The 24,969-nt window shown below is 53.4% G+C and carries 19 protein-coding genes; 11 read left to right on the forward strand and 8 right to left on the reverse strand.

The window, feature by feature from the left end; genetic code table 11:
* Positions 1 to 554: 554 nt before the first annotated feature.
* The 5 genes from sapC (at position 555) to J2X14_RS04765 (ending at position 5,537) form a co-directional block, all read left to right on the forward strand.
* Positions 555 to 1,445 (forward strand): putrescine export ABC transporter permease SapC, encoded by an 891-nt coding sequence (sapC, locus tag J2X14_RS04745; RefSeq protein WP_352410028.1) that lies wholly within the window; start codon positions 555 to 557, stop codon positions 1,443 to 1,445.
* Complete coding sequence (gene sapD, locus J2X14_RS04750; RefSeq protein WP_352410029.1) at positions 1,445 to 2,437, forward strand: putrescine export ABC transporter ATP-binding protein SapD; 993 nt, start codon at positions 1,445 to 1,447, stop codon at positions 2,435 to 2,437. The genes sapC and sapD overlap by 1 nt, the downstream gene beginning before the upstream one ends.
* Entirely contained in the window at positions 2,437 to 3,249 is an 813-nt protein-coding gene (gene sapF, locus J2X14_RS04755; protein ID WP_352410030.1) for a putrescine export ABC transporter ATP-binding protein SapF, read from the forward strand. Before sapD ends, sapF begins: the two co-directional genes overlap by 1 nt.
* Before the next feature lie 158 nt (positions 3,250 to 3,407).
* Positions 3,408 to 4,196, forward strand: a complete 789-nt coding sequence (fabI, locus tag J2X14_RS04760; protein WP_352410031.1) for an enoyl-ACP reductase FabI — start codon at positions 3,408 to 3,410, stop codon at positions 4,194 to 4,196.
* A gap of 204 nt (positions 4,197 to 4,400) precedes the next feature.
* The gene (locus J2X14_RS04765) at positions 4,401 to 5,537 is read left to right on the forward strand and encodes a CMD domain-containing protein (protein ID WP_352410032.1); all 1,137 of its coding nucleotides are present in this window, start codon (positions 4,401 to 4,403) and stop codon (positions 5,535 to 5,537) included.
* Here the strand turns inward: J2X14_RS04765 and J2X14_RS04770 are convergent.
* Positions 5,534 to 6,433, reverse strand: coding sequence for a LysR family transcriptional regulator (locus J2X14_RS04770; RefSeq protein WP_352410033.1), 900 nt, complete (start codon positions 6,431 to 6,433; stop codon positions 5,534 to 5,536). The genes J2X14_RS04765 and J2X14_RS04770 overlap by 4 nt on opposite strands.
* A gap of 686 nt (positions 6,434 to 7,119) precedes the next feature.
* Here J2X14_RS04770 and J2X14_RS04775 point away from each other — a divergent pair.
* Positions 7,120 to 8,229, forward strand: a complete 1,110-nt coding sequence (locus J2X14_RS04775; RefSeq protein WP_352410034.1) for a colicin-like pore-forming protein — start codon at positions 7,120 to 7,122, stop codon at positions 8,227 to 8,229.
* Between the two features lie 28 nt (positions 8,230 to 8,257).
* On the opposite strand, the gene J2X14_RS04780 is transcribed toward J2X14_RS04775, so the two are convergent.
* From J2X14_RS04780 to J2X14_RS04795, 4 genes are all read right to left on the reverse strand, one after another.
* A complete protein-coding gene (locus tag J2X14_RS04780) occupies positions 8,258 to 8,581 on the reverse strand; it encodes a colicin E1 family microcin immunity protein (protein ID WP_352410035.1) in 324 nt (107 codons plus the stop codon).
* A 388-nt stretch (positions 8,582 to 8,969) separates the two neighbouring features.
* Positions 8,970 to 9,935 carry a chemotaxis protein gene (locus J2X14_RS04785; protein WP_352410036.1) on the reverse strand — a complete coding sequence of 322 codons (966 nt, stop codon included), beginning with the start codon at positions 9,933 to 9,935 and terminating at the stop codon, positions 8,970 to 8,972.
* Between the two features lie 279 nt (positions 9,936 to 10,214).
* On the reverse strand, positions 10,215 to 10,424 hold the full coding sequence (locus tag J2X14_RS04790) for a hypothetical protein (RefSeq protein WP_352410037.1): 210 nt from the start codon (positions 10,422 to 10,424) through the stop codon (positions 10,215 to 10,217).
* A gap of 412 nt (positions 10,425 to 10,836) precedes the next feature.
* Complete coding sequence (locus J2X14_RS04795; protein WP_352410038.1) at positions 10,837 to 12,429, reverse strand: PTS transporter subunit EIIC; 1,593 nt, start codon at positions 12,427 to 12,429, stop codon at positions 10,837 to 10,839.
* A gap of 246 nt (positions 12,430 to 12,675) precedes the next feature.
* Between J2X14_RS04795 and J2X14_RS04800 the strand changes: the two genes are divergently transcribed.
* The 5 genes from J2X14_RS04800 to pdeR all read left to right on the forward strand — a co-directional run bounded on the left by J2X14_RS04800 (position 12,676) and on the right by pdeR (position 21,799).
* On the forward strand, positions 12,676 to 14,979 hold the full coding sequence (locus tag J2X14_RS04800) for an FdhF/YdeP family oxidoreductase (RefSeq protein WP_352410039.1): 2,304 nt from the start codon (positions 12,676 to 12,678) through the stop codon (positions 14,977 to 14,979).
* Between the two features lie 123 nt (positions 14,980 to 15,102).
* Positions 15,103 to 17,034: an exoribonuclease II gene (locus tag J2X14_RS04805; protein WP_352410040.1), complete on the forward strand. Its 1,932-nt coding sequence runs from the start codon at positions 15,103 to 15,105 to the stop codon at positions 17,032 to 17,034.
* 205 nt (positions 17,035 to 17,239) lie between these two features.
* Positions 17,240 to 19,306 carry a carbon starvation CstA family protein gene (locus J2X14_RS04810; RefSeq protein WP_352410041.1) on the forward strand — a complete coding sequence of 689 codons (2,067 nt, stop codon included), beginning with the start codon at positions 17,240 to 17,242 and terminating at the stop codon, positions 19,304 to 19,306.
* On the forward strand, positions 19,299 to 19,592 hold the full coding sequence (locus J2X14_RS04815; RefSeq protein WP_502889950.1) for a YbdD/YjiX family protein: 294 nt from the start codon (positions 19,299 to 19,301) through the stop codon (positions 19,590 to 19,592). Before J2X14_RS04810 ends, J2X14_RS04815 begins: the two co-directional genes overlap by 8 nt.
* Positions 19,593 to 19,813: 221 nt before the next feature.
* Positions 19,814 to 21,799, forward strand: a complete 1,986-nt coding sequence (pdeR, locus tag J2X14_RS04820) for a cyclic di-GMP phosphodiesterase (RefSeq protein WP_352410042.1) — start codon at positions 19,814 to 19,816, stop codon at positions 21,797 to 21,799.
* Between the two features lie 9 nt (positions 21,800 to 21,808).
* Here the strand turns inward: pdeR and J2X14_RS04825 are convergent, their stop codons facing one another.
* The 3 genes from J2X14_RS04825 to araD form a co-directional block, all read right to left on the reverse strand.
* The gene (locus tag J2X14_RS04825) at positions 21,809 to 22,675 is read right to left on the reverse strand and encodes a crotonase/enoyl-CoA hydratase family protein (RefSeq protein WP_352410043.1); all 867 of its coding nucleotides are present in this window, start codon (positions 22,673 to 22,675) and stop codon (positions 21,809 to 21,811) included.
* Positions 22,676 to 22,815: 140 nt separating this feature from the next.
* Complete coding sequence (kdgT, locus tag J2X14_RS04830; protein ID WP_352410044.1) at positions 22,816 to 23,799, reverse strand: 2-keto-3-deoxygluconate transporter; 984 nt, start codon at positions 23,797 to 23,799, stop codon at positions 22,816 to 22,818.
* 168 nt (positions 23,800 to 23,967) lie between these two features.
* Positions 23,968 to 24,669, reverse strand: coding sequence for an L-ribulose-5-phosphate 4-epimerase (gene araD / locus J2X14_RS04835; RefSeq protein ID WP_352410045.1), 702 nt, complete (start codon positions 24,667 to 24,669; stop codon positions 23,968 to 23,970).
* Positions 24,670 to 24,969 lie beyond the last annotated feature (300 nt).

Genomic DNA, 24,969 nt, shown 5'->3' on the forward strand with positions numbered 1-24,969 from the left:
TTGAACTATATGGTTAAATTGATAATTATTTCAGTGCTTATTATTGTGGCTATCATCGCTTTTATCTGCCACTGGCGCGTGACCAATAAAAAAAAGATAAGCGGGACCCCCTCTCGCCGTCGCTGATTTATGCTGCACGGCTTTCCCCTTTCCGCTCTCCTCTTTGCCGTTTCACGATTGCGGTGGCCGGTTCACCGCTACGCTGGCGGCACGTCAGTGAACCCGGCGTGGCTGTTAATGCTGCGCGGAGACAAGGCTACAGAGGGGTATTGACCTGTGCTAAGCTGTACAGGTTTACCCTCTCATTCGCCGCGATACGCCTTCGGTAAGCCATCGTTTGACGTTCCGCCCATGAGAATCAACAGTGGCTTCTGGCTGGTCCCTGCGTTTGGTGTTTATCTGCCCGCTTAAAACCACGCAGCCGGGCAGATAAAACGCACTGGCTGAGTGACAGAAGTGGATCTCGTTACCATCCGTATGTTTTTATGTAGTTGATATGAATAGAAAAAAACAAGAAAACCAAACCGCACTCAAACGCTTGCAAGTGGGGATGTATGCCCTCCGATAATATTTACGCCGAGAAGCGCCTTCCCAGCCCGTTGCGCTATACGTGGCGGCTTTTCTATCACGATACCAGCGCAATGGTGGGCTTTTACGGCTTTATCGCTCTGCTGATACTCTGTGTGTTTGGCGGCTTGTTGGCACCCTATGGCCTGGATCAGCAGTTTCTTGGTTATCAGCTGTTACCGCCCTCCTGGTCACGCTATGGCGATGTGTCGTTTTTTCTCGGCACCGATGATTTAGGCCGTGATGTGCTGAGCCGTCTGCTGAGCGGCGCGGCGCCAACCGTGGGTTCCGCGCTGCTGGTGACGTTGGGCGCAGCCCTTTGCGCGGTGGTGCTGGGCGTGCTGGCGGGGATTACGCGCGGTTTGCGCTCGGCGGTGATGAATCACATTCTGGATACGCTGCTGTCGATTCCTTCCCTGCTGCTGGCAATTGTGGTGGTGGCTTTTATCGGACCGGGGCTGGGCCACGTGATGCTGGCGGTCTGGCTGGCGCTGTTGCCGCGCCTGGTGCGGGCGATTTATACCGCCGTACATGATGAGCTGGAAAAAGATTACATCGTGGCCGCGCGCCTGGACGGGGCCAGCAACAAGAACATTCTCTGGCATGCGATTCTGCCCAATATTCTGCCGCTGCTGGTGAGCGAATTCACCCGCGCGCTCTCAATGGCCATTCTGGATATTGCGGCGCTCGGCTTTCTCGATCTCGGCGCGCAGCTGCCCTCGCCTGAATGGGGTTCGATGCTGGGCGACGCACTGGAACTGATCTACGTTGCGCCCTGGACGGTGATGCTGCCTGGTGCCGCAATTATGCTAAGCGTGTTAATTATCAATCTGTTGGGCGACGGGATTCGCCGCGCCATTGTGGCGGGAGTGGAATAATGCCGTTACTTGATATCCGTAACCTGACGATTGAGTTTATGACCGCCGACGGGCCGGTCAAAGCGGTCGATCGCGTTAATCTGACGCTGAACGAAGGCGAAATTCGCGGGCTGGTGGGTGAATCTGGCTCGGGCAAAAGCCTGATTGCCAAAGCGATTTGCGGCGTCACCAAAGACAACTGGCGGGTCACCGCCGATCGCATGCGCTTTAATGACATTGATCTGCTGCGCCTTTCCCCACGCGAACGCCGCCGCATCATCGGCCATAATGTCTCGATGATTTTTCAGGAGCCGCAGTCCTGTCTCGATCCCTCCGCCCGCGTGGGCCGTCAGCTGATGCAGGCGATCCCCGGCTGGACATGGAAAGGCCGCTGGTATCAGCGCTTTCGCTGGCGTCATGCGCGCGCTATTGAGCTGCTGCATCGCGTCGGCATCAAAGATCATAAAGACATTATGCGCAGCTATCCCTATGAGCTGACCGAAGGGGAATGCCAGAAGGTGATGATCGCGATTGCGCTGGCGAATCAGCCGCGCCTGCTCATTGCCGACGAACCCACTAACGCCATGGAGCCGACCACCCAGGCGCAAATTTTCCGCCTGCTCAGCCGCCTGAACCAGAACAACAACACTACTATTCTGCTGATTAGTCACGATTTACGCACCATGAGCCACTGGGCGAACCGTATCAACGTGCTTTACTGCGGGCAAACGGTGGAAACCGCTGCCAGCCAGGATCTGATTACCACGCCGCATCATCCTTATACCCAGGCGTTGATCCGCGCGATGCCCGATTTCGGCAGCGCCCTGCCGCATAAAAGCCGCCTGAATACCCTGCCGGGCGCTATTCCTTCGCTGGAGCATTTGCCCATCGGCTGTCGACTCGGCCCGCGCTGCCCTTACGCGCAGAAAAAATGTATCGAAACGCCGCGTCTGGCGGGAGCGAAAAACCATCTGTTCGCCTGCCACTTTCCGCTGAATATGGAGAAACCCTGATGGTCGAAACCCTGCTGGAAGTGCGCAACCTCAGTAAAACTTACCGTTATCGCACCGGGCTGTTTCGTCGTCAGCACGTCGAGGCGGTGAAGGATGTCAGTTTTACCCTGCGCGAGCGGCAAACGCTGGCGATTATCGGCGAAAACGGCTCGGGAAAATCGACGCTGGCGAAAATGCTGAGCGGTATGGTCGAGCCCAGCGCCGGTGAAATGGTGATTGACGATCGCCCGCTGCGTTACGGCGATTATGGCTTTCGTAGTCAGTTGATTCGCATGATTTTTCAGGATCCCTCCACCGCCCTGAATCCGCGCCAGCGCATCGGCCATATTCTTGATTTCCCGCTGCGTCTGAACAGCGATCTTGATGCCTTGGCCCGCGAAAAACGCATTAACCTCACGCTGCGTCAGGTGGGCCTGCTGCCCGATCATGCCGCTTACTATCCGCATATGCTGGCGCCAGGCCAGAAGCAGCGCGTCGGACTGGCGCGCGCGCTGATTTTGCAACCCAAAGTAATCATCGCTGACGAGGCGATGGCTTCACTTGATATGTCGATGCGCTCGCAGCTGGTGAACCTGCTGCTGGAGCTACAGGAAAAGCACGGGCTTTCCTATATTTTCGTTACCCAGCATATCGGCATGATGAAACATATCAGCGATCAGGTGCTGGTAATGCATCAGGGGGAAGTGGTTGAGCGCGGCGGCACTGCCGATGTCTTAGCCGCGCCGCTGCATGATTTAACGCGCCGCATGATCGCCAGCCACTTTGGCGAGGCATTGACCGCCGATGCCTGGCGACGCGATCCGCCGGTTTAAAATACCCGTGCGCCTTCGGCTGCGGCGCTTTTCGCCAACTGACAGGTCGGATTAACGCTATTGACAGAGTCGTGCTAGAATCGCCGGGTCGATTAATGCGGTTGCACATTTTTTGAGCTAAGCAGCCGCCAACAACAATGACCATAAGGATTACAGCTATGGGTTTTCTTTCCGGTAAGCGCATTCTGATTACTGGCGTTGCCAGTAAACTCTCTATCGCCTACGGTATTGCACAGGCGATGCACAAACAGGGCGCAGAGCTGGCTTTCACCTATCAGAACGATAAACTGAAAAGCCGCGTTGAAGAGTTCGCTAAAGATCTCGGCTCTGACATCGTTCTGCCCTGTGACGTGGCTGAAGATGAGAGCATCACAGCGCTGTTTACTGAACTGGCAAAAACCTGGCCTAAATTTGACGGTTTCGTTCACTCCATCGGCTTCGCTCCTGGCGATCAGCTGGATGGCGACTATGTGAACGCCGTTACCCGTGAAGGTTTCAAAATCGCGCACGATATCAGCGCTTACAGCTTTGTTGCGATGGCTAAAGAGTGCCGCGCCATGCTGAACCCGAACTCAGCTCTGCTGACGCTTTCTTACCTCGGTGCCGAGCGCGCTATCCCGAACTATAACGTTATGGGCCTGGCAAAAGCGTCTCTGGAAGCAAACGTGCGCTACATGGCGAACGCCATGGGCCCGGAAGGCGTGCGTGTTAACGCCGTTTCTGCCGGTCCGATTCGTACCCTGGCCGCGTCCGGTATTAAAGATTTCCGTAAAATGCTGGCGCATTGTGAAGCGGTTACGCCGATTCGCCGCACCGTAACCATTGAAGATGTAGGTAATTCCGCAGCCTTCCTGTGTTCCGATCTGGCGGGTGGTATCACCGGTGAAGTGGTTCACGTTGACGGCGGCTTCAGCATCGCTGCAATGAACGAACTGGAACTGAAATAAGGTTCTTCGGGCGAGGCATTCGTCTCGCCCTTTTCTCTCCCGCCGTACGCGCTCCCATTATTAATCTTATAGCTTTCCGCTATTTGTTATCACCGAACATTCTTTGCCGCTGCCTCGCCCTTGTTGCAGGATAGCCATGCCGTTCTGACCCGGTTTTACGGGATTTTATACCGCAGGGTTAGCTAACTTGTGAAAGGAATGATCATGGAGCCACGCCGCTATTCCGGCAACAGCCACTGGTATCATGAAACGCAGGCCAGTGCGCGTGCGCAATCAACGCCCCCGCTCTATCCTGAAGCCGCAGAGATTGACGATCGCTTCCTGCTGGGACTTCAGCAATCTGACTCGATCCTGACGCCGCTTTTCCAGCAGTTTCGTGCCGTGCTACGGGCAGGACAGACGCTCAGCCTGCTGCTGTTTCCTGACAGCGTGACACCAACGCTCACCCATACGTTAACGCTGTATGACCGGCTGGCCGTGGCCCTGACGGTCGCTCAGGTAACGGGCATCCAGCGCCTGTGCAACCACTATGCGGCACGGCTTAATCCCCTGCCCGGCCCCGACTCTTCACGCGAAAGCAATAATCGCCTGACGCAGCTTACCCAATACGCGCGGCAACTTGCCAGCCAACCGGCGGTGATTGATGCCGCAGCGCTGCAAAGGCTGGATGAGGTCGGTTTGACGACGCCGGATATTATCAGCCTGAGTCAGATGACTGGCTTTGTGAGTTATCAGGCGCGGGTGGTTGCAGGGTTACAGGCGCTGCTCGGTACGCCGGTATGCTGGCTGCCGGGCCTGAATGAGAGCGTAGACGCGCCATCACACATTTTTTCACAGGCAACCGAATACCGTTTTCGCCTGCCGCCGCTGGAGCCGCGTTACGCCAGTGAACAGCAGCTGGCCGCGATTGAAGCGGCACAGACGTTACCCGAACTCGGTGAAATCGTTTGGCTATTGGCGCACGATGCGCCCGCCCTGCACGCTCGCAGCAAACTGCAAAACGTTCAGCCATCGGCCATCGGACAAGGTACGCTGGCTCAGGCAGTTACCGCTCGCATTAACGGCAGCGCCCTGTGCTTTAAGCGCTATCAGGGGCATTTTTCAACGGTGTTGCAAAAGGGTATTGATGAGGCGCTAACGGCCTGCCGCCGCGAGCCGTTAAATCATGGGATTGTGCAGCTGGCCGCCCAGCTGACGCGCGCGCCGGACCGCCTTAGCGCCGCGCATATTCAGCCGCTGCTGGAGCAGGGAATCACGCATCAGCAGCTGTTTGGTCTGATTCAGCAGGTGGCGCTGGCAAACTGGAATAATCGGCTGCTGCAGGCGTTAGGCGAGCATTAACTTTCGCTCAGGATACGACGTACTTCATCAAAAAAGTGCTGTGCCAGCGGCGTAGCGCGTCCTGGTTCGGCAATCACCACAGCGGTATGACGCGCCATCGGCGCAATGTTCAGCGGACGGCTGTGGAGATCCGGGCTCATATCAGGTAACAGATGACCTACCGGTGCAATCAGGCAGCCCAACCCGACCTGCACGCCCTGCATCAGCTGAAAAATCGAGGTGCTTTCCAGAATCACGCGCTGAGTTAAACCCGCTTCGCGAAAGCTGGCATCCAGATAGCGACGAAAATAGCGCGTCGGCTCCGCCAGGCAGAGCGGCAGCGCAGCGATATCTTTCAGCTGCAGGTTCTCATAGCTCTCCAACTGAGGAAAGTGCGCCGGATGATAGACCAGCTCGACGCCATTATCCGTCAGCGATTCCGCCTGGAAATGCAGCTCACGCAGCGTCGCCAGTTCAAAAAAGCCGATACCCAGGTCCACGGTATGGCTGTTAAGCGCATCAAGCAACTGATCGGCGCTTAGCACCGCAACGCGGTAATCGAGCTGAGGATAGCGATCGTTGACCATTTTCAGCAGCAGCGGCAGCGATACGCTGCACTGGGTCACCACGCCGATACGCAATGTGCCGTTCACGCCATGCTTAAGCGATTCCACTTCCAGCTTCAGTCCCTGGTAAACGGAAACAATTTCCCGCGCCCAGGCCAGCACCCTTTCCCCTTCGGCGGTAAAGCCATCAAAGTTATTGCTGCGGTTGATCAATGACAATCCCAGCTCGCGCTCCAGATTTTTCAGGCGCATAGACAATGTGGGCTGGCTAACAAAGCTGGCCTCCGCCGCGCGCCCGAAGTGACGTTCACGCTCCAGATTACACAGATAAATTAATTGCTTTATATCCATAGTTATTATAATTCAATGAGTTAGGATGGATAAAATCTCGGCGATTGAAAATTATGTACTAGCAGGTGTACTAATTTAAAATTTACCATGCCTCGCTAACGGCTTATCACACGAGCAGAGGGGTCTATGGTGCCTTTATGGATGGATTATCTTAGCATACTAACTATTAGCTACAGCAAAGGGTGTCGCGACGGGAGTCGGAGAGCGCTCTTTGTGTTAAGAGAGGCTAAGCAAGTCAGGAGCGTGCGCTGATGATGTCAGGTCACCTGGTTAAGCCTGAATAAGCGTGTTTTGCTCAGCCATTGCTGTCTAACGTCAGCTGATCTTACAGACAGTGAGTGTGTCAGCCTTTACCTTCATGCACTGCCGGAATTGATGGTTTCAATTTGGAAGGTGGGAAAAGGTTTTATTATAGAAGTAACGATAAAATTTCAACAAAGAAATTCAGATAGTTAAACCATCAATTATTTAGTTATAAATCAATAAATTAAAATAGATCACTTACAATAAAAATACTTATTTCCAATATTCATATAGACAACTAACTAATTTACTATCATTTTACTTTATGGAATGGAATATATTCACACAGTAAACATCAGATTGGTATTTTCCTACTACGAGCGTATTAAATATAATTTATCAACCTAAAATACGATAAGTTTATTAATGGCATGGAGGGCGTTATGGGTGGTTTCAACTATGGTGGTGGTCAGGGTGATGGTACTAGCTGGAGTTCAGAAAGAGGAACTGGTCCAGCGCCCGGTGGTGGAAGTAAGGGCAATTCTGGTAATCGTGAAATCGGCGGCAGTATCAGTAGTGGTAAGTCAGGCAGCTTCGTTGGTTCTTCTGTATTAACAAAAGAGCTGGGTGCAAAAATGGCCCGTAGCCTTGGTTTAAGTACTAAAGATTTTGCGTCTTACATTATAAGAGAAGATGGGCATGTTCTTGGCATTACCACATACAGCCTTGGGGATGCTTATGGCGTAGACCTCGGACTTGCCACCCCCTCTTCTACAGCCAATGGTACTATAAGCGTCCTGAATGGTACGCCAAATGCCCCTTCCACCTATAACGGTGATATTTCCGATGCTCGCGTGGCTACGCTAAAAAAAATTATTGCTGATAATGCCGCTACTGCATCCAGCAAACAAGCTGGGAGACGAATTACAAAAGCAAGACTGGCAATAATATCTGCTAAAAATGAGCTGGCTGTTATTGACTATACTATCCAGCAACGCGCCCAAAAAGATATTAGCGTAGAAAATGCCGTTAGGTTCACCGCTGATTTTATGTCAGAAATCACTGATAAGTATAGTAAACGAGCGTCTCTACTGGCACATGATCTTGCAAATCAGGCTAAGGGAAAAACCTTACGTAATATAGATCAGTCTTTGGCTGCGTTTGAAAAATACAAAAACTCTCTCGGTAAGAAATTTGGATTGGCAGACCGAAAAGCCATTGCTAATGCACTGAATTCAATTAAATATTCGGCATATGCAACGCAGCTTGCAAAGTTTAGCAAAGGGTTCGGTTATTATGGCGCTGCTACTGACACTTATGCTGTATTAAAAGAAGTAGTTAAAGCATTTCAGACCGATAACTGGCGCCCGACACTGGTTAAAATTCAAACACTCACTGCTGGCAAAGTTGCTACAGTTGCAGTTGCTTTCAGTTTTGCCGTACTTGCAAATACCCCACTGGGCATTATTGGGCTTGGTGTACTCACCGCATTGATTAGTTGTCTGATTAATGATGCACTAATCAACAGAATTAACGCGAAATTAGGCTTATAAAATCGAATAGTGAGGCTGATTTCCCCGCCTATTTTTTCATGAAGAATAGTGATAAAACACAAACCGGAATAGCAAAGATAAAGCTAAAAACCCAATAAATGGCTCTGATTTTATTATTACCTACTGGATCAATCGCAAAGAATCTTTTTTTCCAAAACGCTTTACTTACTATTTGCAGCGCCAGGCTTTCAAGCGCTAGCTTTGATAAAGGGTATAAAAAACAGTTAACTAACCCTACTAATACAATTAATTGATTCCCTGGATGCCCTGGGTTATGAATCCAGGGTGCGCCAGCTGCAGCCAACATTACCAGACCAAATATAAAATGTGTTGCATAGTATTTTGCGCTCATTTCATTCCCTTTTATGAGATCGCCAATAAAAATCATCAAAAGATTCTAATTTAATATTTTTAGCTATTCAAGTCGATGCAAGCCTTATTCAGAACCCGACGTCTCTGACTATCATTATTCTGCCCATGGAAACGGGCACTGTGATGGACAATGAAGTCATTTAAAGAGGATTATTTACGTTTGCGGCTCAAGACGCACAATTCTCGCTAACCGTTGTGGCCACTTTACTCTGCCCCAGCGATTAACAATAAGCAGGCGTAACCCACCGCCTTTGAATAACGGCGGTGAGTTTGCCAGTATGCCATGCCCGTTTTTGACAACAAGCGGCAAGGCCGGGAATGCGCTTAGCCAGGAAAAAAGCGGCCGGTTAATACGCGGCCGCCCTTTTTCAGTCAGCAACTTTTTCCAGCGCGGCCTGGATTGCCTCAGAAAGCTCGTTGATTTCAAATTTAGCCACATAGCCATCCGCCCCGACTTTACGCACATGTTCTTCGTTGGCGCTGCCGGAGAGCGAGGAGTGAATAACCACCGGAATTTTTTTCAGGGTTTCATCGCGTTTGATATTGCGCGTCAGCGTAAAGCCATCCATTTCCGGCATTTCCAGGTCGGTCAGAACCATCGCGATACGTTCGCTGATATGCTGCCCTGCCGCCTGCGCTTCGCGCGCAATAACTTTTATCTTTTCCCAGGCTTCCAGACCGGTGTTATGCATGAGCGCCGGAATGCCCATGGATTGCAGCCCGTGTTCCAGCATGGTACGCGCCACTTTTGAATCTTCCGCCACAATAACCACGGCGCCAGGCTTGAATTTAAAGCTGCGCTCTTTGATCTCTTTTGGCATGGCATCGCGTACTGAAGGCACGATGTCATACAGAATCTGTTCTACGTCCAGCACCATGGCCAGGCTGTTACTCTGCCCATCGCTGTCGAGGCAGGCAATGCTGGTGATATTACGGCTACTCACCCCCGATTCAGCCGTATGCACCTGGTTCCAGTCGAGACGCACGATATTGTCTACCGACTCAACGGCAAAGGCTTGCGTACTGCGCGCATATTCCGTTACCAGCAATAGGTTAAGTCCGGTTGCCGGTTTACAGCCTGCAACGGCGGCCAGATCGATCACGGGAATGATTTGCTCACGAATGTTAGCCATGCCCAGCAAAGGAGATTGCATGCCCGCCGCTTTAGTAATGGTGGGCATAGGAACGATTTCGCGCAGCTTAAAGACGTTAATACCGAACAGCTCAGCTTTTTCGCCTTCCAGCGAAGACCCCAGCCGGAATAATAACAATTCAAACTTATTAGATAAGGCGAGATTCGCTCTCTCATCAATATCTTTCTGGAAGTTATCCATTTTTACCTCGGGGTGATTATTGTGGCTGGCGTAAGCTCACAATGCGATATCTATTGGGCGCGACGGGAAGCTGTTTTCCCGGCCACATTAACGCTTATGCGTTTGCTCTAATAAGTTATCGGCAGTAAAAATTAAAAATACAGTGGGAATCGCTATTCTGTGGGGTTACTAAGCGTTTGAGTCAGCCAAAGCGCGCTCTGACAGGGCCTGGCTTCAGCTATCAAGGAAAAAAACCCTGGCGATCGCGTCGTCAGGGTTGGGTTCACGGTGCCGACGACGTTAATGTTTGCCGTCGGTATCGTAAGGGCTTTCTTCATCATCGGTACTGTCATCGCGTTTACGCGGGATCTCGCCCTGCTCGTCCGGTGCGCCGCTGGCCCCGATATCATCCTCTTCGTAAGGATTGGGCGCATGAGGCGCATCTTCAGGCAAGCCATGATGTTCGTGTTCGTCCGGGTAAGGCTTGTTATGATCGGGACGTTCTGACATAGGTTCCTCCATTAACATTAACAACGCGGATACGTTAATGAAGTATAGGCGAGGATAGCCTGCGCTGCTTTACCCGGCTGATCGCTGCTGCTCGTTACGCTAAACATGGTGCTTTTTAGCCGCAAAAATAAAAGGCCGCCAATAGGCAGCCTTTCGATTACTATTAATTTTATTTATATAATTACTGAGGTCTTAAGCCTTACAGTAAGGTGGTTCCCTGGTGTGACAGTATTGCTATGCAGTCTACTCACTTACGGACGCATATTTCGGGCTGCAAGCAGCATTTAAGTGGTTTTAACTAAAACCGGGCGAACCGTGCTTGAGTAGACGCAGCCATTATTTATAAAATTAATTTATGGATCTACTCCCCTAAAGTACAGGTCAGGAAAATAAAACTGGCTAACCGCTGGCATCAGGCTACGCCCAGGGCCGTTTTAACTTCATTGGCAATTTTTTCCACCTGCGGGCCATAAATCACCTGCACGTCGTGCTCGCTGACGCGGTTAACGCCATTGGCGCCGGTGGTCATCAAGGTTTGATCCACCACCTCTTTCATATCTTTGACCCGCACACGCAGACGGGTAAAACAGCAGTCAACCTCTTCGATATTCCCTTCACCGCCCAGCCCGCTGATAATGGTTTTAGTCCGATCGTTCGCGCTCACCGCCTGCGCGGGCGCTTCCTGCTCTTCTGATTCGCGTCCCGGCGTTTCCACATTCATTCGTTTGATCACGAATTTGAAACCGTAATAGTAAAGCGGCGCATAAATCGCACCCAGCACCAGCGTCCACCACCAGTGGGTTTTTTCACCGCCGAGAATGCCGAATACCACCAGATCGATAACGCCTCCCTGCACGTTGCCAATCATCAGGTTAAACATCGACATCAGCATAAACGACAGACCGGTTAACAGCGCATGCAGGATATAGAGCACCGGCGACACAAAAATAAAACAGAACTCCAGCGGTTCAGTAATGCCGGTGGTAAAAGAGGTCAGCGCCCCGGCCAGCACCAGCGCCTTAACGCGCTGCTTATGTTCCGGACGAGCGGTATGGTAGATAGCCAGCGCCGCCGCTGGCAGCCCAAACATCATTACCGGAATCTTACCCTGTGCCAGAAATTGCGTTGCCCCACGAATGATCTCGTCAGGGATGGTGCCGGGATGCGTGAGCGAGGTGTTGAAAATATTCAGCGCGCCGACAATGGTTTGATTATCCACGGTAGCGATGCCGCCAATCGGCGTAAAGCGCACGGTTTCATTGAGGATATGATGCAGACCGGTTGGGATCAGCAGGCGTTCACAGGTGCCCAGCAGAAAGGCGCCATATTGACCGCTTTTACCAATAAACTCGCCAACCCAGGCGATGCCAGCGCCAATGGTCGGCCAGATCAACGCCAGCAGCACACCCACCAGCGGCAGCACCACCACCGTCACAATCGGTACAAAGCGCCGTCCGCCAAAAAAGCTGATCGCCGTCGGCAGTTGCTGAGTATAAAAACGATTATGCAGCACCACCGTCAGCAAACCGGCGATCACCCCGCCCAGCACGCTCATATTGAACGTGAAGATGCCAAGCATTTCGATATATTCCGCCGAGGTCATCATCGCCGTGGTTTGATCCATGCCTGCCTGCTGGAGCGCTTCCGGCGTCGTGGTTTGCGCCGTCAATCCTCTGGCCGCCAGCGTGGCGCTGATCCCGACATGCATGGCGATAAAGCCAATCACCGATGCAAAGGCCGCCGTCGGCTTTTCCGCTTTTGCCAGACCAATGGCGCTGGCAACGGCAAAAAAGACCGGCAGGTTAGCAAACAGCGCGCCCGCCACTTTGCGGATAAAACCAATAATCAGCTGAGGCGTTTGCATATTGGCGAAGGTATCGCCGGTAATGGCCGGATTTTGCATAGCGGCGGCAACGCCAAGAAAAATACCCGCTGCGGCTATTACAGAAATAGGCATCATCAAAGCCTTGCCGAACGCATGAACTTTACTGGTGAAATCTTTCATAAACCGCCTCTGTTGCAGGTCAGAAAGCTTCAGTATTAGTCACTCAGGCGATAAGCACCGCACCGGCGCATGCAGAGGTCGGGCAAAATTTGAGCAAACTCACATTTTTCGCGCTGCACGATAAAGGAAAGCTATCACATCATTAAGTCAATCAATTAGACAAAATATTTAACCGGCAGCAGACTTCCCGGCAAAAGAAGCAATAAATGCTTAACAATTCATAAACACAATAAGCCTGCACGAATCATGAAATTCAAATCACAAATTAAACCATACCAGGCCGCGGCGGGCGGCTGGGGCTCACTTGAAGCCACCACCCGTTTCGTTATTGACAGCAAACAAGCGCTGAAAAACCTGCGTAACCTGATGCGCATGAACAAAGCCAAAGGTTTCGACTGCCCGGGCTGCGCCTGGGGCGACGATAACAAAAGCACCTTTAGCTTCTGTGAGAATGGTGCTAAAGCGGTCACCTGGGAAGCAACCCGCCGCTTCGTTGACGCAGAGTTTTTTGCTACCCACAGCGTCAGCAAACTTTATCAGCAGAGCGACTACTTCCTGGAATATCAGGGACGTTTGACCGAACCGTTACGTTACAACCGTCTGACCGATCACTATGAGCCGATCAGCTGGGACAACGCCTTTTCGCTGATTGCTCAGCATATTAAGGCGATGGATAATGCCGATCAGATGGAGCTTTATACCTCCGGTCGCGCCAGTAACGAAGCTTCCTGGCTTTATCAGCTGTTTGGCCGCATGGTTGGCACCAATAACTTCCCTGACTGTTCCAACATGTGTCATGAAGCCAGCGGCAGCGGCCTGAAGCGCAGTATCGGCGTGGGTAAGGGCACCATTCGTCTGGATGATTTCGATCATGCGGATGCGATCTTCGTCTTCGGCCAGAATCCGGGCACCAACCACCCGCGTATGCTGCACAGCCTGCGTCATGCAGCCGATCACGGTGCGAAAATCGTCACCTTTAACACCCTGCGCGAGCGTGGCCTTGAGCGCTTTGCCGATCCGCAGAAACCGCTGGAAGTGGTAACGTCAAAAGCGGGCACCATCAGCTCGACCTATTATCAGCCGAATCTGGGCGGTGATATGGCAGCCGTACGCGGCATGGTGAAAGCGCTGGCGGAAACGCATCGCGCGCGCATCGCCGCCGGTGAAAAAGGCCTGTTCGACGAAGCCTTTATCAATGCGGCCACCAAGGGCGTGGAAGAGTATCTGGCCGCGGTCGACGCCACCGGCTGGCAACAGATTGAACAGCAGTCCGGCCTGAGCGAGCAGCAGCTGCGTGAAGCCGCGGCAATTTACCAGAGCGCCGATCGCGTGATCTGTACCTGGGCGATGGGTATCACCCAGCACAAGCACTCCGTGGATACGGTACGTGAAATCGTTAACCTGCAGCTGCTGTTTGGCCAGCTGGGCAAAAAAGGCGCTGGCCTTTGTCCGGTACGTGGTCACAGTAACGTGCAGGGTAACCGCACCATGGGCATCGATGAGAAACCGTCTCAGGCTTTCCTGGATGCCATGGCGCAACATTTTGACTTTGAGCCGCCGCGGGCGCCGGGCCATAACACGGTAGAAGCGCTGGAAGCGATGCTGCGCGACGAGATCAAAGTGCTGATCGCGCTGGGAGGCAACCTTGCCGCCGCCGCGCCGGACAGCCCGCGCACCGAAGAAGCGATGCAGCGTTGCGGCCTGACGGTACATATCAGCACTAAGCTGAACCGTAGCCATCTGGTGCCGGGTCAGGACAGCCTGATTCTGCCTACGCTGGGCCGTACCGAGCAGGATATGCAGGCTTCTGGTTCACAGTTCATTACTGTCGAAGATTCATTCAGCATGGTGCATGCGTCAGAAGGCGTCGGCAAACCGCTGGCTGAAACGCAGCGTTCAGAAACCGCTATCGTGGCGGGCATCGCGCATGCGGTTCTTGGCAATGCAAAAGTAGACTGGCTGGCGCTGTCAGCGGATTACAACAAAATCCGCGATCATATCGCTGCCACCATTCCTGGCTTCGCTGACTTTAATCAGAAATGCGAACAGCCTGGCGGTTTCTACTTAGGCAACGCCGCCGCCGAGCTGCGTTTCAATACGCCTGGCGGTAAAGCGCACTTTAGCGCGGCAGCCTTACCTGTTTCGCTGTTCCCGCAGCTTGACGTTGAGGTGCCATTTACGCTGCAGTCGCTGCGCTCGCACGATCAGTACAACACCACGATTTATGGTCTCGATGACCGTTATCGCGGCGTGTATGGCCAGCGTGAAGTGCTGTTCATTAACCCGGAAGATATGAGCGACATGGGTTATGAAGCCGGGCAGAACGTCGATATTGAAACGCTGTGGAACGATGGCATCACGCGTCGTGTCAGCGGCTTTAAGCTGGTGCCTTACAATATCCCACGCGGCAACCTTGCCGCCTACTACCCGGAAACCAACCCGCTGGTTCCCCTCTCCAGCTTTGGCGACGGCAGCGGCACCCCGACATCTAAATCGGTGCCGGTGAAAATTTCTTTAACAGCTGAAGTGGTCACGCAACGTATTGCCTGATAGCCTGTAAGTCTGTGTAAAAAGCCGGTTCGTCCGGCTTTTTACGTTTATTACACCTTGCCGGGCGCCAGCGAATCGCGTAAAACTGTCTGCCGCTCTTAGGCCACGAAACTGAATTCAACTATGTTCCAGGATAACCCGCTGCTTGCGCAGCTTAAAGAGAAGCTCCACGCCCAGACACCGCGTGTGGAAGGGGTGGTAAAAGGCACCGAAAAAGGTTTCGGTTTCTTAGAAGTGGACGCGCAGAAAAGCTACTTTATTCCGCCGCCGCAGATGAAAAAAGTCATGGCTGGCGACCGCGTTATCGCTGCGGTGCAAACCGATAAAGACCGTGAAATTGCCGAACCGGAAAGCCTGGTTGAGCCGTTCCTGACGCGCTTTGTCGGTCGGGTACAGAAAAAAGATGACCGCCTCTCGATCGTTCCCGATCATCCGCTAATTAAAGATGCCATTCCCTGCCGTCCGGTGCGCAGCCTGCAACACGATTTTCAGGCCGGTGACTGGGCCGTGGCGGAAATGCGCCGCCATCCGCTGAAAGGCGACCGCAGCTTTTATGCTGAACTGACCGAATTTATTACCACCGGCGACGACCATCTGGCGCCGTGGTGGGTGACACTGTCACGCCATAACCTTGAGCGTGAAGCGCCAGCAGAGACGTTCAGCGATATGCTGGATGAGCAGCTGGCGCGTGAAGATTTAACCGCGCTGAATTTTGTCACTATCGACAGCGCCAGCACCGAAGATATGGATGACGCGCTGTATGTGGAAGAGCTGGCGGATAACGCGCTGCGCCTGACTATCGCTATCGCCGATCCGACCGCTTACGTGCCCGCAGAGAGCAAGCTGGATGCTATCGCCGCTGAGCGTGCCTTTACCAACTATCTGCCGGGCTTTAATATCCCGATGCTGCCGCGCGAGCTGTCCGATAACGTCTGCTCGCTGCGCCCAAATGAGCGTCGTCCGGCGCTGGTGTGCCGCGTGACCGTAGGTCAGGATGGTTCCCTCTCTGATATCACCTTCTTTGCCGCCTGGGTCGAATCTAAAGCCAAGCTGGTTTATGACGAAGTCTCCGACTGGCTGGAAAACCAGGGCGAATGGCAGCCGGGCAGCGATGAGATCGCACAGCAAATTCGTTTGCTGCATCGTCTTTGCCTTTCCCGCGTGGAATGGCGTCAGCAGAACGCGCTGGTGTTTAAAGACCGTCCCGATTACCGCTTCCTGCTGGGCGAAAAAGGCGAAGTGCTGGACATTATTGCCGAGCCGCGCCGTATCGCTAACCGCATCGTGGAAGAGGCGATGATCGCCGCGAACATCTGTGCCGCGCTGGTGCTGCGTGAGAAACTGGGCTTCGGCGTTTATAACGTGCACCTGGGCTTTGACCTCACCAATGCCGAGCAGGCCGCCGCCGTGCTGGCTAACCATGGCGTAACCGCCGATGCGGCCGCAATGGCGACGCTGGAAGGGTTTATCAAGCTGCGCCGCGAGCTGGATGCGCAGCCGACGCAGTTCCTCGACAGCCGCATTCGTCGTTTCCAGTCCTTTGTTGAAATCAGCACTGAGCCGGGCCCGCACTTTGGTCTGGGTCTGGAAGCCTATGCTACCTGGACCTCCCCGATTCGTAAGTATGGCGATATGGTTAACCATCGCCTGCTGAAAGCGATTATTCGCGGCGAAAGCGCTTCACGTCCGAATGATGACGTCACGCTGAAAATGGGCGAGCGTCGTCGTTTAAACCGTATGGCGGAACGCGATGTGGGCGACTGGCTCTATGCGCGCTTCCTGAACAAAGCGGCCGGCACCGATACCCGCTTCAGCGCGGAAATTATCGATGTCTCCCGTGGCGGCATGCGCGTACGCCTGCTGGCTAACGGCGCCGTTGCCTTTATTCCGGCACCGTTTATTCACGCAGTGCGTGATGAACTGGTATGCAGCCAGGAAAACGGCACGGTGCAGATCAAAGGCGAAGTGGTCTACCGCGTTACCGATGTGATTGATGTCACTATCGCTGAGGTACGTATGGAAACACGCAATATCGTGGCGCGCCCTGCTGCCTGATAACCCATTTAACGGGGCGGCCTGGCGCTGCCCCGTTTTATTAACCGCCTCTGATATTACTTATTCATTCAGCCTCGTTTCATAACTAAAACGCCTGCCGCCTCACACTTTTCTTAAATTTTCCTTTCTCTAACAAAACTTTAAATTACTTTTACCTTGCTTGCCCTTTTTCCCTCTTCGTCTCTGGATCAGCAAGGAGTTAGTCATGAGAAACGTCAAAACCGGTTTAATCTGGTTAGCCGTGGCGTTGATTGGCGCGTTTGCCTTCGCCATGCTGGCAATTAACCGCGGCGAGCCGGTCAATGCTGTCTGGCTGGTCGTGGCGGCTGTCGCCTGCTACAGCATTGCTTACCGCTTTTATAGCCTGTTTATCGCCAGGAACATATTTGAGCTTAACGATAACCGTATCACCCCGGCCGAGCGCTATAACGACGGTCTCGACTATGTTCCTACCAATAAATGGGTGCTGTTTGGACACCACTTTGCCGCTATCGCAGGTGCGGGCCCGCTGGTAGGCCCGATCCTGGCGGCGCAGATGGGCTTTCTGCCCGGCACAATCTGGATTTTGGTTGGCGTGATGCTGGCAGGCGCAGTGCAGGATTTCCTGGTACTGTTTATCTCTACGCGGCGCGATGGCCGTTCGCTGGGTGAGATGGCGCGTCAGGAGTTGGGCGCGTTTGCGGGCGTCATCACGATGCTTGGCGCGCTGGGCGTGATGATTATTATCCTGTCAGCGTTGGCGCTGGTGGTGGTCAAAGCGCTGGCGGATAGCCCCTGGGGCCTGTTTACCATCGCCGCAACCATTCCTATCGCCCTGCTGATGGGCATCTGGATGCGCTTTCTGCGTCCGGGGAAAATCGCCGAAGTGTCGCTTATCGGCTTTGTGCTGATGATGGCCGCGATTATTTATGGCGGCGATATTGCGCAGCATCCTTACTGGGGGCCGTTCTTCACGCTGAAAGGCACCACGCTGACGTGGGTGCTGGTGGGATATGGGTTTATCGCCTCGGTGCTGCCGGTATGGCTGCTGCTGGCGCCGCGTGACTATCTCTCAACCTTTCTGAAGATCGGCGTGATTGTCGGCCTGGCGGTGGGAATTCTGTTCGCCATGCCGGAAATGAAGATGCCTGCCGTATCGCGCTTTATTGACGGTAGCGGCCCGGTGTTCTCCGGCGCGCTGTTCCCTTTCCTGTTTATCACCATTGCCTGCGGCGCTATCTCCGGGTTTCATGCGCTGGTTTCCAGCGGTACCACGCCAAAACTGGTGGAGCGGGAAAGCCATATCCGTTTTATCGGCTATGGCGCGATGCTGATGGAATCCTTTGTGGCAATCATGGCGCTGATCTGCGCCTCGGTGATCGATCCCGGCGTTTATTTTGCGATGAATTCCCCGGCGGCGCTGATCGGCACTACGGTGGAAAACGCCGCGCAGGTCATTAACGGCTGGGGGTTTGTGGTTACGCCGGAGATGCTGACCACGATTGCCCGTGATGTGGGCGAAAGCTCTGTGCTGTCGCGTGCTGGCGGCGCGCCAACCTTTGCCGTCGGCATGGCACATATCATTACCGACGTCTTTAACAGTCGCGCAATGATGGCGTTCTGGTATCACTTCGCCATTCTGTTTGAAGCCCTGTTTATCCTTACCGCGGTGGATGCCGGAACCCGCGCCTGTCGCTTTATGGTGCAGGATTTGGCGGGCACGCTCATCCCTGGCCTTGCCAATAACCGCTCCTGGCTGGGCAATATGATCGGCACCGCCGTCGCGGTAGCGGGCTGGGGCTTCTTTGTTTATCAGGGCGTGGTCGATCCATTGGGCGGCATTAATACTCTTTGGCCGCTGTTTGGCATCGGCAACCAGATGCTGGCCTCAATGGCGTTGATCCTCGGTACCGTGGTGCTGTTTAAAATGAAAAAGCAGCGCTATGCCTGGGTGACGATTCTGCCCACCGCCTGGCTGTTTATTACCTCAATGACGGCAGGCTGGCAGAAGATATTTCATGAAAAGCCCGCCATCGGCTTTCTGGCGCAGGCGAAGAAATTCAGCACGGCGATTGAAAACGGCACGGTGATCGCCCCGGCGAAAAGCGTGGCGGATATGCAGACCATTGTATTGAGCAACCAAATCAATGCCGCCCTTTGCGCTTTCTTTATGCTGGTTGCGGTAACGATGCTGATTGCCGCCTTTTTCGTGGTTCGCCGTGCGCTGAAAAGTGCACGCCCTACCACGCATGAAACCGAGCCGGTGCTGCGTAAGGAGGTACGTCATGTCTGAGTTGCTTCGCCCGATTACCGCGCGGCGTCAGATGGCGAAAATTCAACGCTGCCGTCCGCTGATACCGTTCACCGCCCCGCCAGCACGCGGCTGGCGTCTGCTTTGGCAGCGGCTGACGCAAAGTTTTCGCTTGATGGTGGGCGTGCAGGATTACCAAAACTATTTGCGTCATATGCGGCAACAGCACCCTGCCGCTGAGCCGATGTCGGAGAAAGCGTTTCATCGCTATTGCCTTGAGGCGCGCTTTCCGTCTAAGGCTGGCAAGTTAGGGAAATGCCCTTGCTAACACTCAGCGGCTGTCACCTTTTCCCTGTGACTGTTAGTATCAACAGGTAGAGCAAACATTCAGGCATCCGTAATCGGATGCCTGTTTAACGATGATTCGGGTGTAATGTTAATTTTTTACGGAAAAAAATAGCTCTCCGACTGCATAATGCTTATGTATCCCGTCATAAAGTATTACTAAACTTATGATAGTCGTGCGATCTGCTTAACAGGATGGTTTGTATGCTTGAAGATCAGGGTCAAACATTGCTCTTTACACTGTTTGGCACCCGCAGCCCTTACTGGCAGCTTACCTCCGACAGTGATGCCCTAAAACTTTCTCGGGAAGAACTGGCGGAAACTAGCCTGGCTGTCCCGCTTTCGTCCGCTCAGGCGCAGCTGCTGCGCGCCATGACGGTGGTGACCACCAGCGTCAATCTGGTGATAAATTTGCGCGGCGAAGAATTGCCCATGCATTTTGTCGGACGCAAAGTTAATCAGGGCGAATGGGCGGGCACCGCGTCCGCGTGGGGCGATACCTCTTCTGTCGCGCGCGACCTTACTCAGGGGCTCTCTTTTGCTGAACAGGTGGTTTCTGAAGCCAACTCGGTCATTGTGATCCTCGATCAGAAAGGCAATATTCAGCGCTTTAATCGCCTCAGCGAGGAGTATACCGGACTAAAAGAGCAGGAAGTTATTGGTCGTAATGTCTTTCAGCTGTTTATGACCCGTCAGGAGGCCGTGGCCTCACGCCGCAATATCACCGGTTTTTTTCGTGACGGCAGCTCTTATGAAGTTGAGCGCTGGATTAAAACGCGCAAAGGCCAGCGCCTGTTTTTGTTTCGCAACAAATTCGTCCACAGCGGCAGCGGTAAAAACGAAATATTCCTGATCTGTTCCGGCACCGACATCACTGAAGAACGCCGGGCTCAGGAGCGCCTGCGTATCCTGGCGAATACCGATACCGTTACCGGCTTGCCTAACCGTAACGCTATTCATCAGCGCATCAGCGAAGTGCTGGAAAAGCGCGAACAGCAGCAGATCGGCGTGGTTTATCTGGATCTGGATAATTTCAAAAAGGTAAATGACGCCTACGGCCATATGTTTGGCGATCAGCTGTTACAGGCGGTGTCGTTGGCGGTGCTTACCTGCCTCGATCCGCAGCAAACGCTGGGTCGCCTCGGCGGCGATGAGTTTATCGTGCTGGCGGAAAACAGCTCAGAAGTGGCGCTGGAAGCGATGGCGTTACGCATTTTGACGCGCCTGCGTCAGCCCTTCCGTATCGGCCTGATTGAAGTCTATACCGGTTGCTCGCTGGGTATCGCGCTGGCGCCGCAGCACGGTGAAGATCGTGAAAGCCTGATACGTAATGCTGATACGGCGATGTATCACGCTAAAGAGAATGGTCGTGGTCAGGCCTGCGTGTTTTCCGCTGAAATGAATCAGCGCGTTTTTGAATATGTCTGGCTTGATACCAATCTGCGTAAGGCGCTGGAGCAGCAACAGCTGATCCTGCATTACCAGCCTAAAATCAGCGCGGGCAACCGGGTAACGGGCGTAGAGGCGCTGGTGCGCTGGCTTTCACCGGAGCGCGGCCTGATCCCGCCCAATGAATTTATTTCTTATGCCGAGGAGTCGGGCCTGATTGTGCCGCTTGGCCGCTGGGTGATGCTTACCGTGCTGCAGCAGATCGTGGACTGGCGTCGTCAGGGCATCTATCTGCGCGTGGCGGTCAATGTTTCCGCGCGTCAGCTAATCGATCAAAGTATCTATAACGATCTGAAGCAGGCGTTGCAGCTTAACGGCATGACCGCCAGCCCGATTGATATTGAGCTAACCGAAAGCTGTTTGATTGAAAACGAGCAGCAGGCGCTGACGTTAATGCATCAGTTCCGCGAGCTCGGCGCAGAGGTGCATCTGGATGATTTCGGCACCGGTTACTCTTCGCTGTCGCAGCTGGCACGCGTGCCGATCGATGCGATCAAACTGGATCAAAGTTTTGTGCGTGATGTGCATAAGCAGCCGATCGCCCAATCGCTGGTGCGCGCTATTGTCGCCGTGGCTAAAGCGTTGAACCTGCGCGTGATCGCTGAAGGGATTGAAAATGAGCAGGAAGAGCAATTTCTGTTGGATAACGAGGTAGATGAACGTCAGGGTTACTATTATGCGAAGCCAATGCCCGCAGATAAACTGGAGCATTGGCTTGCTCAGCGTCCTGCCAAGCCCTGATTAATCCTGTTAACTTACTTTACGCAGCTGCGAACTGAGACGGTCTTGCAGCTGTACCAGACGCTCCATGTAGGCCAGATCTTTCTCCTCAATGGTGAACGCGTAGTCCACCCAGTCTTCCGTAATATCCATCAGCTCGCCGCGTGTGAGCTGCAGCACGCGCTGACGGGCTTTCAGCATCGCCTTAACGCCATTGAGTTTGGGTCGCAGCGTATCGATAAAGGTGCGCGTGGCGCGATAGCCCTCGCCCTGCTGGAACAGGCGATCGACAAGACCGCGCGTTTCAAACCACTCGGCGGTATGGCTTTCCCCCTCACAAATCAGCTCCTCGGCCAGCTTCATGCCCGCGCGGCGCGCCACCAGTGAATAGCCGCCCATACCCGGAAACAGGTTAAAGGCGATTTCCGGGAAGCCCATACGCGCGTTGTTTTGTGCCAGCACAAAGTGATGAGCCAGCGCGGCTTCAAAACCGCCGCCCAGTGCGCTCCCTTCGACCATGGCGATGGTTACCGCACCGACATCAAAACCGCGTGCCGCCGCATGAATGCAATCCACGCAGGCGCGTGCATAAGCACGCAGCGCCTCGCGACGACCGTTTTTTATGCACTCCACAAAGAATTTTAAATCACCGCCAGCGTTAAACATCGCCGGAACCAGCGATCCGGTTACCCAAAAATCCACTGGTAAACCGGAGCGCTGAGCGGCATAGCGCAGGTTCATGATCTCTTCGATAAGCGCATGATTAAAGGAAGGACGCGGTTCAGCGCGCAACATCATCCACATGGTGCGTCGCTCTTCTTCGTACCAGGCGTCCAGCTGAGTGGTTTGTCCAGATTCAGTAAACAGTCGGCAGGTAGGTTGGTTCATTAATGACATAATCTCATCCTCATTATAGTTGATGCGTTAAACGCAACACCAGCCTAATGCAGAGTGAGACAACACTGAATGAGCGACTGATTTTTAAGACAAAATAGTGAAAACCCCGCCTCGCGGCGGGGTCGAATTTTTAAGCAAATTTATTTGATGGCTGCGCGTTGTCCTGCTGCTGCGCGATGACGTTTTACCTGCTTTGAATAAACCGCAGTAATGATTGGCACTAACAGCGAGGTCACGATTACCGAAGTCGCGACCAGCGCCGTCGCGGCGGGCGCTACCGGCTTGAATTGCGGTACCATTTCAGCGATTAACACCGGTGTGGCCACCGCCGCGCCCGCTGAACTCGAAGCCGCCACGCCCGCCGTACCGTCCCCGCCGCCAATCAGACGGTCAGCGATAATCAACGGAATACCGGTAACAATAATCACCGCCACGCCCAACATAATGCCCAGCAGACCAGTTTGCGCAATCACCGACAGATCGATGGTGTTACCCAGCGCAAAGGCAAAGAATGGAATCAGCGTCTGTACCGCCTTACCGAAAAACTCTCGCAGTTCGGGGTCAAGGTTGCCTAAGGTAAAGCCGATCAGGAAAGGCAGCACCGCGCCGACAAAGACGTGCGGCTCAAAGGAGGCGATACCGGCGGTGCCCAGAATCACCATGGTCATCAGCGGGCCTGATTCCAGCGACATCAGGACAAAGGCGCCCGCTTCTTCTTTCGTGCCGTACTGCTGCATTAATGAAGCGTAGAGACCGCCGTTGGTCATATCCATCGCCGCTACTAGCGCCAGCGTTGACAGCCCAGCCAGCATGCCCACTTCAAAGCCGTTTTCCGGTATCAGACGAGAAGCTATCGCGGCCACAACCCAGGCCACAGCAATTTTAGTTATCACCAGCGTACCCGACTTACGCAGCACGGTGCCGGTGGCGCTTATTTTTATTGAGGCGCCCATACAAAAGAACCAGACGGCCAGAATCGGTATGGTTCCGGTCATCAAGCCGTTAGTAAAGGAACCAAAATATTTCCCTGCGCCGGGAGAAAAAGTGTGACACAGCGCCCCCAGAAACAGAGGCACCAGCATCATCCCACCCGGAATTTTATCGATAGCACGTTTAATTTGCATGTTGTCTTCCACCCTTGTTGAGCAAGACGTTGACACGATCCTGCGGCGCCCTCAGGGGCAATGGAAAGCAACATAGCGTGATTATCGCCAGGTAAAAGTGATCTCATCGTTATTTTTAAAACAACGTTTCAATATTAAAGGACTTTCATTTTGTTTTTGCGCAGCGCATCAACTTTTTTGCCCGTAATAGGCGTTCGCGCCATGTTTACGCAACCAGTGCTTATCCAGTAATGTTTGCTGCATGGCGGGTAACGTCGGCGTGATCTGCTGGCTAAACAACGCCATATAGGCAACCTCTTCCAACACCACGGCGCTATGAACCGCATCTTTAGCGCTTTTACCCCAGGCAAAAGGGCCATGCGAATGTACCAGCGCGGCGGGAACCGCTAACGGCGCGATATCACGCTGGCGCAGCGTTTCGATAATCACCTGACCTGTTTCCCATTCGTAGCGCTCGGCGATCTCGTCATCGGTCATCATGCGCGTACAGGGAATAGCGCCATAAAAATCATCGGCGTGCGTGGTTCCCCAGGCAGGAATATCACGCCCCGCCTGCGCCCAGATGGTGGCGTGGCGCGAATGAGTATGCACAATGCCGCCTACGTCCGGCCACGCCAGATAGAGCGCGCGATGCGTATCGGTATCTGAGGAAGGACGCTTATTACCTTCAACAATTTCTCCGCTCTCCAGCGCTACAACCACCATATCGTCGCGCGTCATCGCCTCATAGCTCACGCCGGAGGGCTTGATCACCAGCAAACCGCGCTCACGATCGACAGCGCTGACGTTGCCCCAGGTAAAGGTCACCAGATTGTGTTTCGGCAGCGCCAGATTGGCTTCAAGCACCTGTTCTTTGAGTTCTTCCAGCATAATTTTTTCCATCCACCCTTTAGTAAATGCACTATTTTTATAGGGCTGGCGCGCTAAAGGTATGGAAGCGCTGGCTGATTAGATAGCGCGATCTGGCTGACAACCCAATTTTGTGCAGCTAATTAGGAGTTTTTAACCTGTTGTAACTTTTGGTAGTGCCTATAATTAATCAATGCAATTGAACCATGGGTGATTATTAGCACCCTTATTTTTAGCGGTACAATTGCTGTTCCTGACCTGAATCGATGCATGGAAATGAATGCTGTTGCGCCTTAACAGCGGCTAAACAGAAAGCGTTTC

Source organism: Mixta sp. BE291 (genome assembly GCF_031457955.1).
Classification (GTDB): domain Bacteria; phylum Pseudomonadota; class Gammaproteobacteria; order Enterobacterales; family Enterobacteriaceae; genus Mixta.

What these genes read in the sequence shown, in the direction of transcription:
- sapC (WP_352410028.1), top strand. Translation starts at nt 555, where the DNA reads ATGCCCTCCGATAATATTTACGCCGAGAAGCGCCTTCCCAGCCCGTTG.
- sapD (WP_352410029.1), top strand. Translation starts at nt 1,445, where the DNA reads ATGCCGTTACTTGATATCCGTAACCTGACGATTGAGTTTATGACCGCC.
- sapF (WP_352410030.1), top strand. Translation starts at nt 2,437, where the DNA reads ATGGTCGAAACCCTGCTGGAAGTGCGCAACCTCAGTAAAACTTACCGT.
- fabI (WP_352410031.1), top strand. Translation starts at nt 3,408, where the DNA reads ATGGGTTTTCTTTCCGGTAAGCGCATTCTGATTACTGGCGTTGCCAGT.
- J2X14_RS04765 (WP_352410032.1), top strand. Translation starts at nt 4,401, where the DNA reads ATGGAGCCACGCCGCTATTCCGGCAACAGCCACTGGTATCATGAAACG.
- J2X14_RS04770 (WP_352410033.1), bottom strand. Translation starts at nt 6,433, where the DNA reads ATGGATATAAAGCAATTAATTTATCTGTGTAATCTGGAGCGTGAACGT.
- J2X14_RS04775 (WP_352410034.1), top strand. Translation starts at nt 7,120, where the DNA reads ATGGGTGGTTTCAACTATGGTGGTGGTCAGGGTGATGGTACTAGCTGG.
- J2X14_RS04780 (WP_352410035.1), bottom strand. Translation starts at nt 8,581, where the DNA reads ATGAGCGCAAAATACTATGCAACACATTTTATATTTGGTCTGGTAATG.
- J2X14_RS04785 (WP_352410036.1), bottom strand. Translation starts at nt 9,935, where the DNA reads ATGGATAACTTCCAGAAAGATATTGATGAGAGAGCGAATCTCGCCTTA.
- J2X14_RS04790 (WP_352410037.1), bottom strand. Translation starts at nt 10,424, where the DNA reads ATGTCAGAACGTCCCGATCATAACAAGCCTTACCCGGACGAACACGAA.
- J2X14_RS04795 (WP_352410038.1), bottom strand. Translation starts at nt 12,429, where the DNA reads ATGAAAGATTTCACCAGTAAAGTTCATGCGTTCGGCAAGGCTTTGATG.
- J2X14_RS04800 (WP_352410039.1), top strand. Translation starts at nt 12,676, where the DNA reads ATGAAATTCAAATCACAAATTAAACCATACCAGGCCGCGGCGGGCGGC.
- J2X14_RS04805 (WP_352410040.1), top strand. Translation starts at nt 15,103, where the DNA reads ATGTTCCAGGATAACCCGCTGCTTGCGCAGCTTAAAGAGAAGCTCCAC.
- J2X14_RS04810 (WP_352410041.1), top strand. Translation starts at nt 17,240, where the DNA reads ATGAGAAACGTCAAAACCGGTTTAATCTGGTTAGCCGTGGCGTTGATT.
- J2X14_RS04815 (WP_502889950.1), top strand. Translation starts at nt 19,299, where the DNA reads ATGTCTGAGTTGCTTCGCCCGATTACCGCGCGGCGTCAGATGGCGAAA.
- pdeR (WP_352410042.1), top strand. Translation starts at nt 19,814, where the DNA reads ATGCTTGAAGATCAGGGTCAAACATTGCTCTTTACACTGTTTGGCACC.
- J2X14_RS04825 (WP_352410043.1), bottom strand. Translation starts at nt 22,675, where the DNA reads ATGTCATTAATGAACCAACCTACCTGCCGACTGTTTACTGAATCTGGA.
- kdgT (WP_352410044.1), bottom strand. Translation starts at nt 23,799, where the DNA reads ATGCAAATTAAACGTGCTATCGATAAAATTCCGGGTGGGATGATGCTG.
- araD (WP_352410045.1), bottom strand. Translation starts at nt 24,669, where the DNA reads ATGCTGGAAGAACTCAAAGAACAGGTGCTTGAAGCCAATCTGGCGCTG.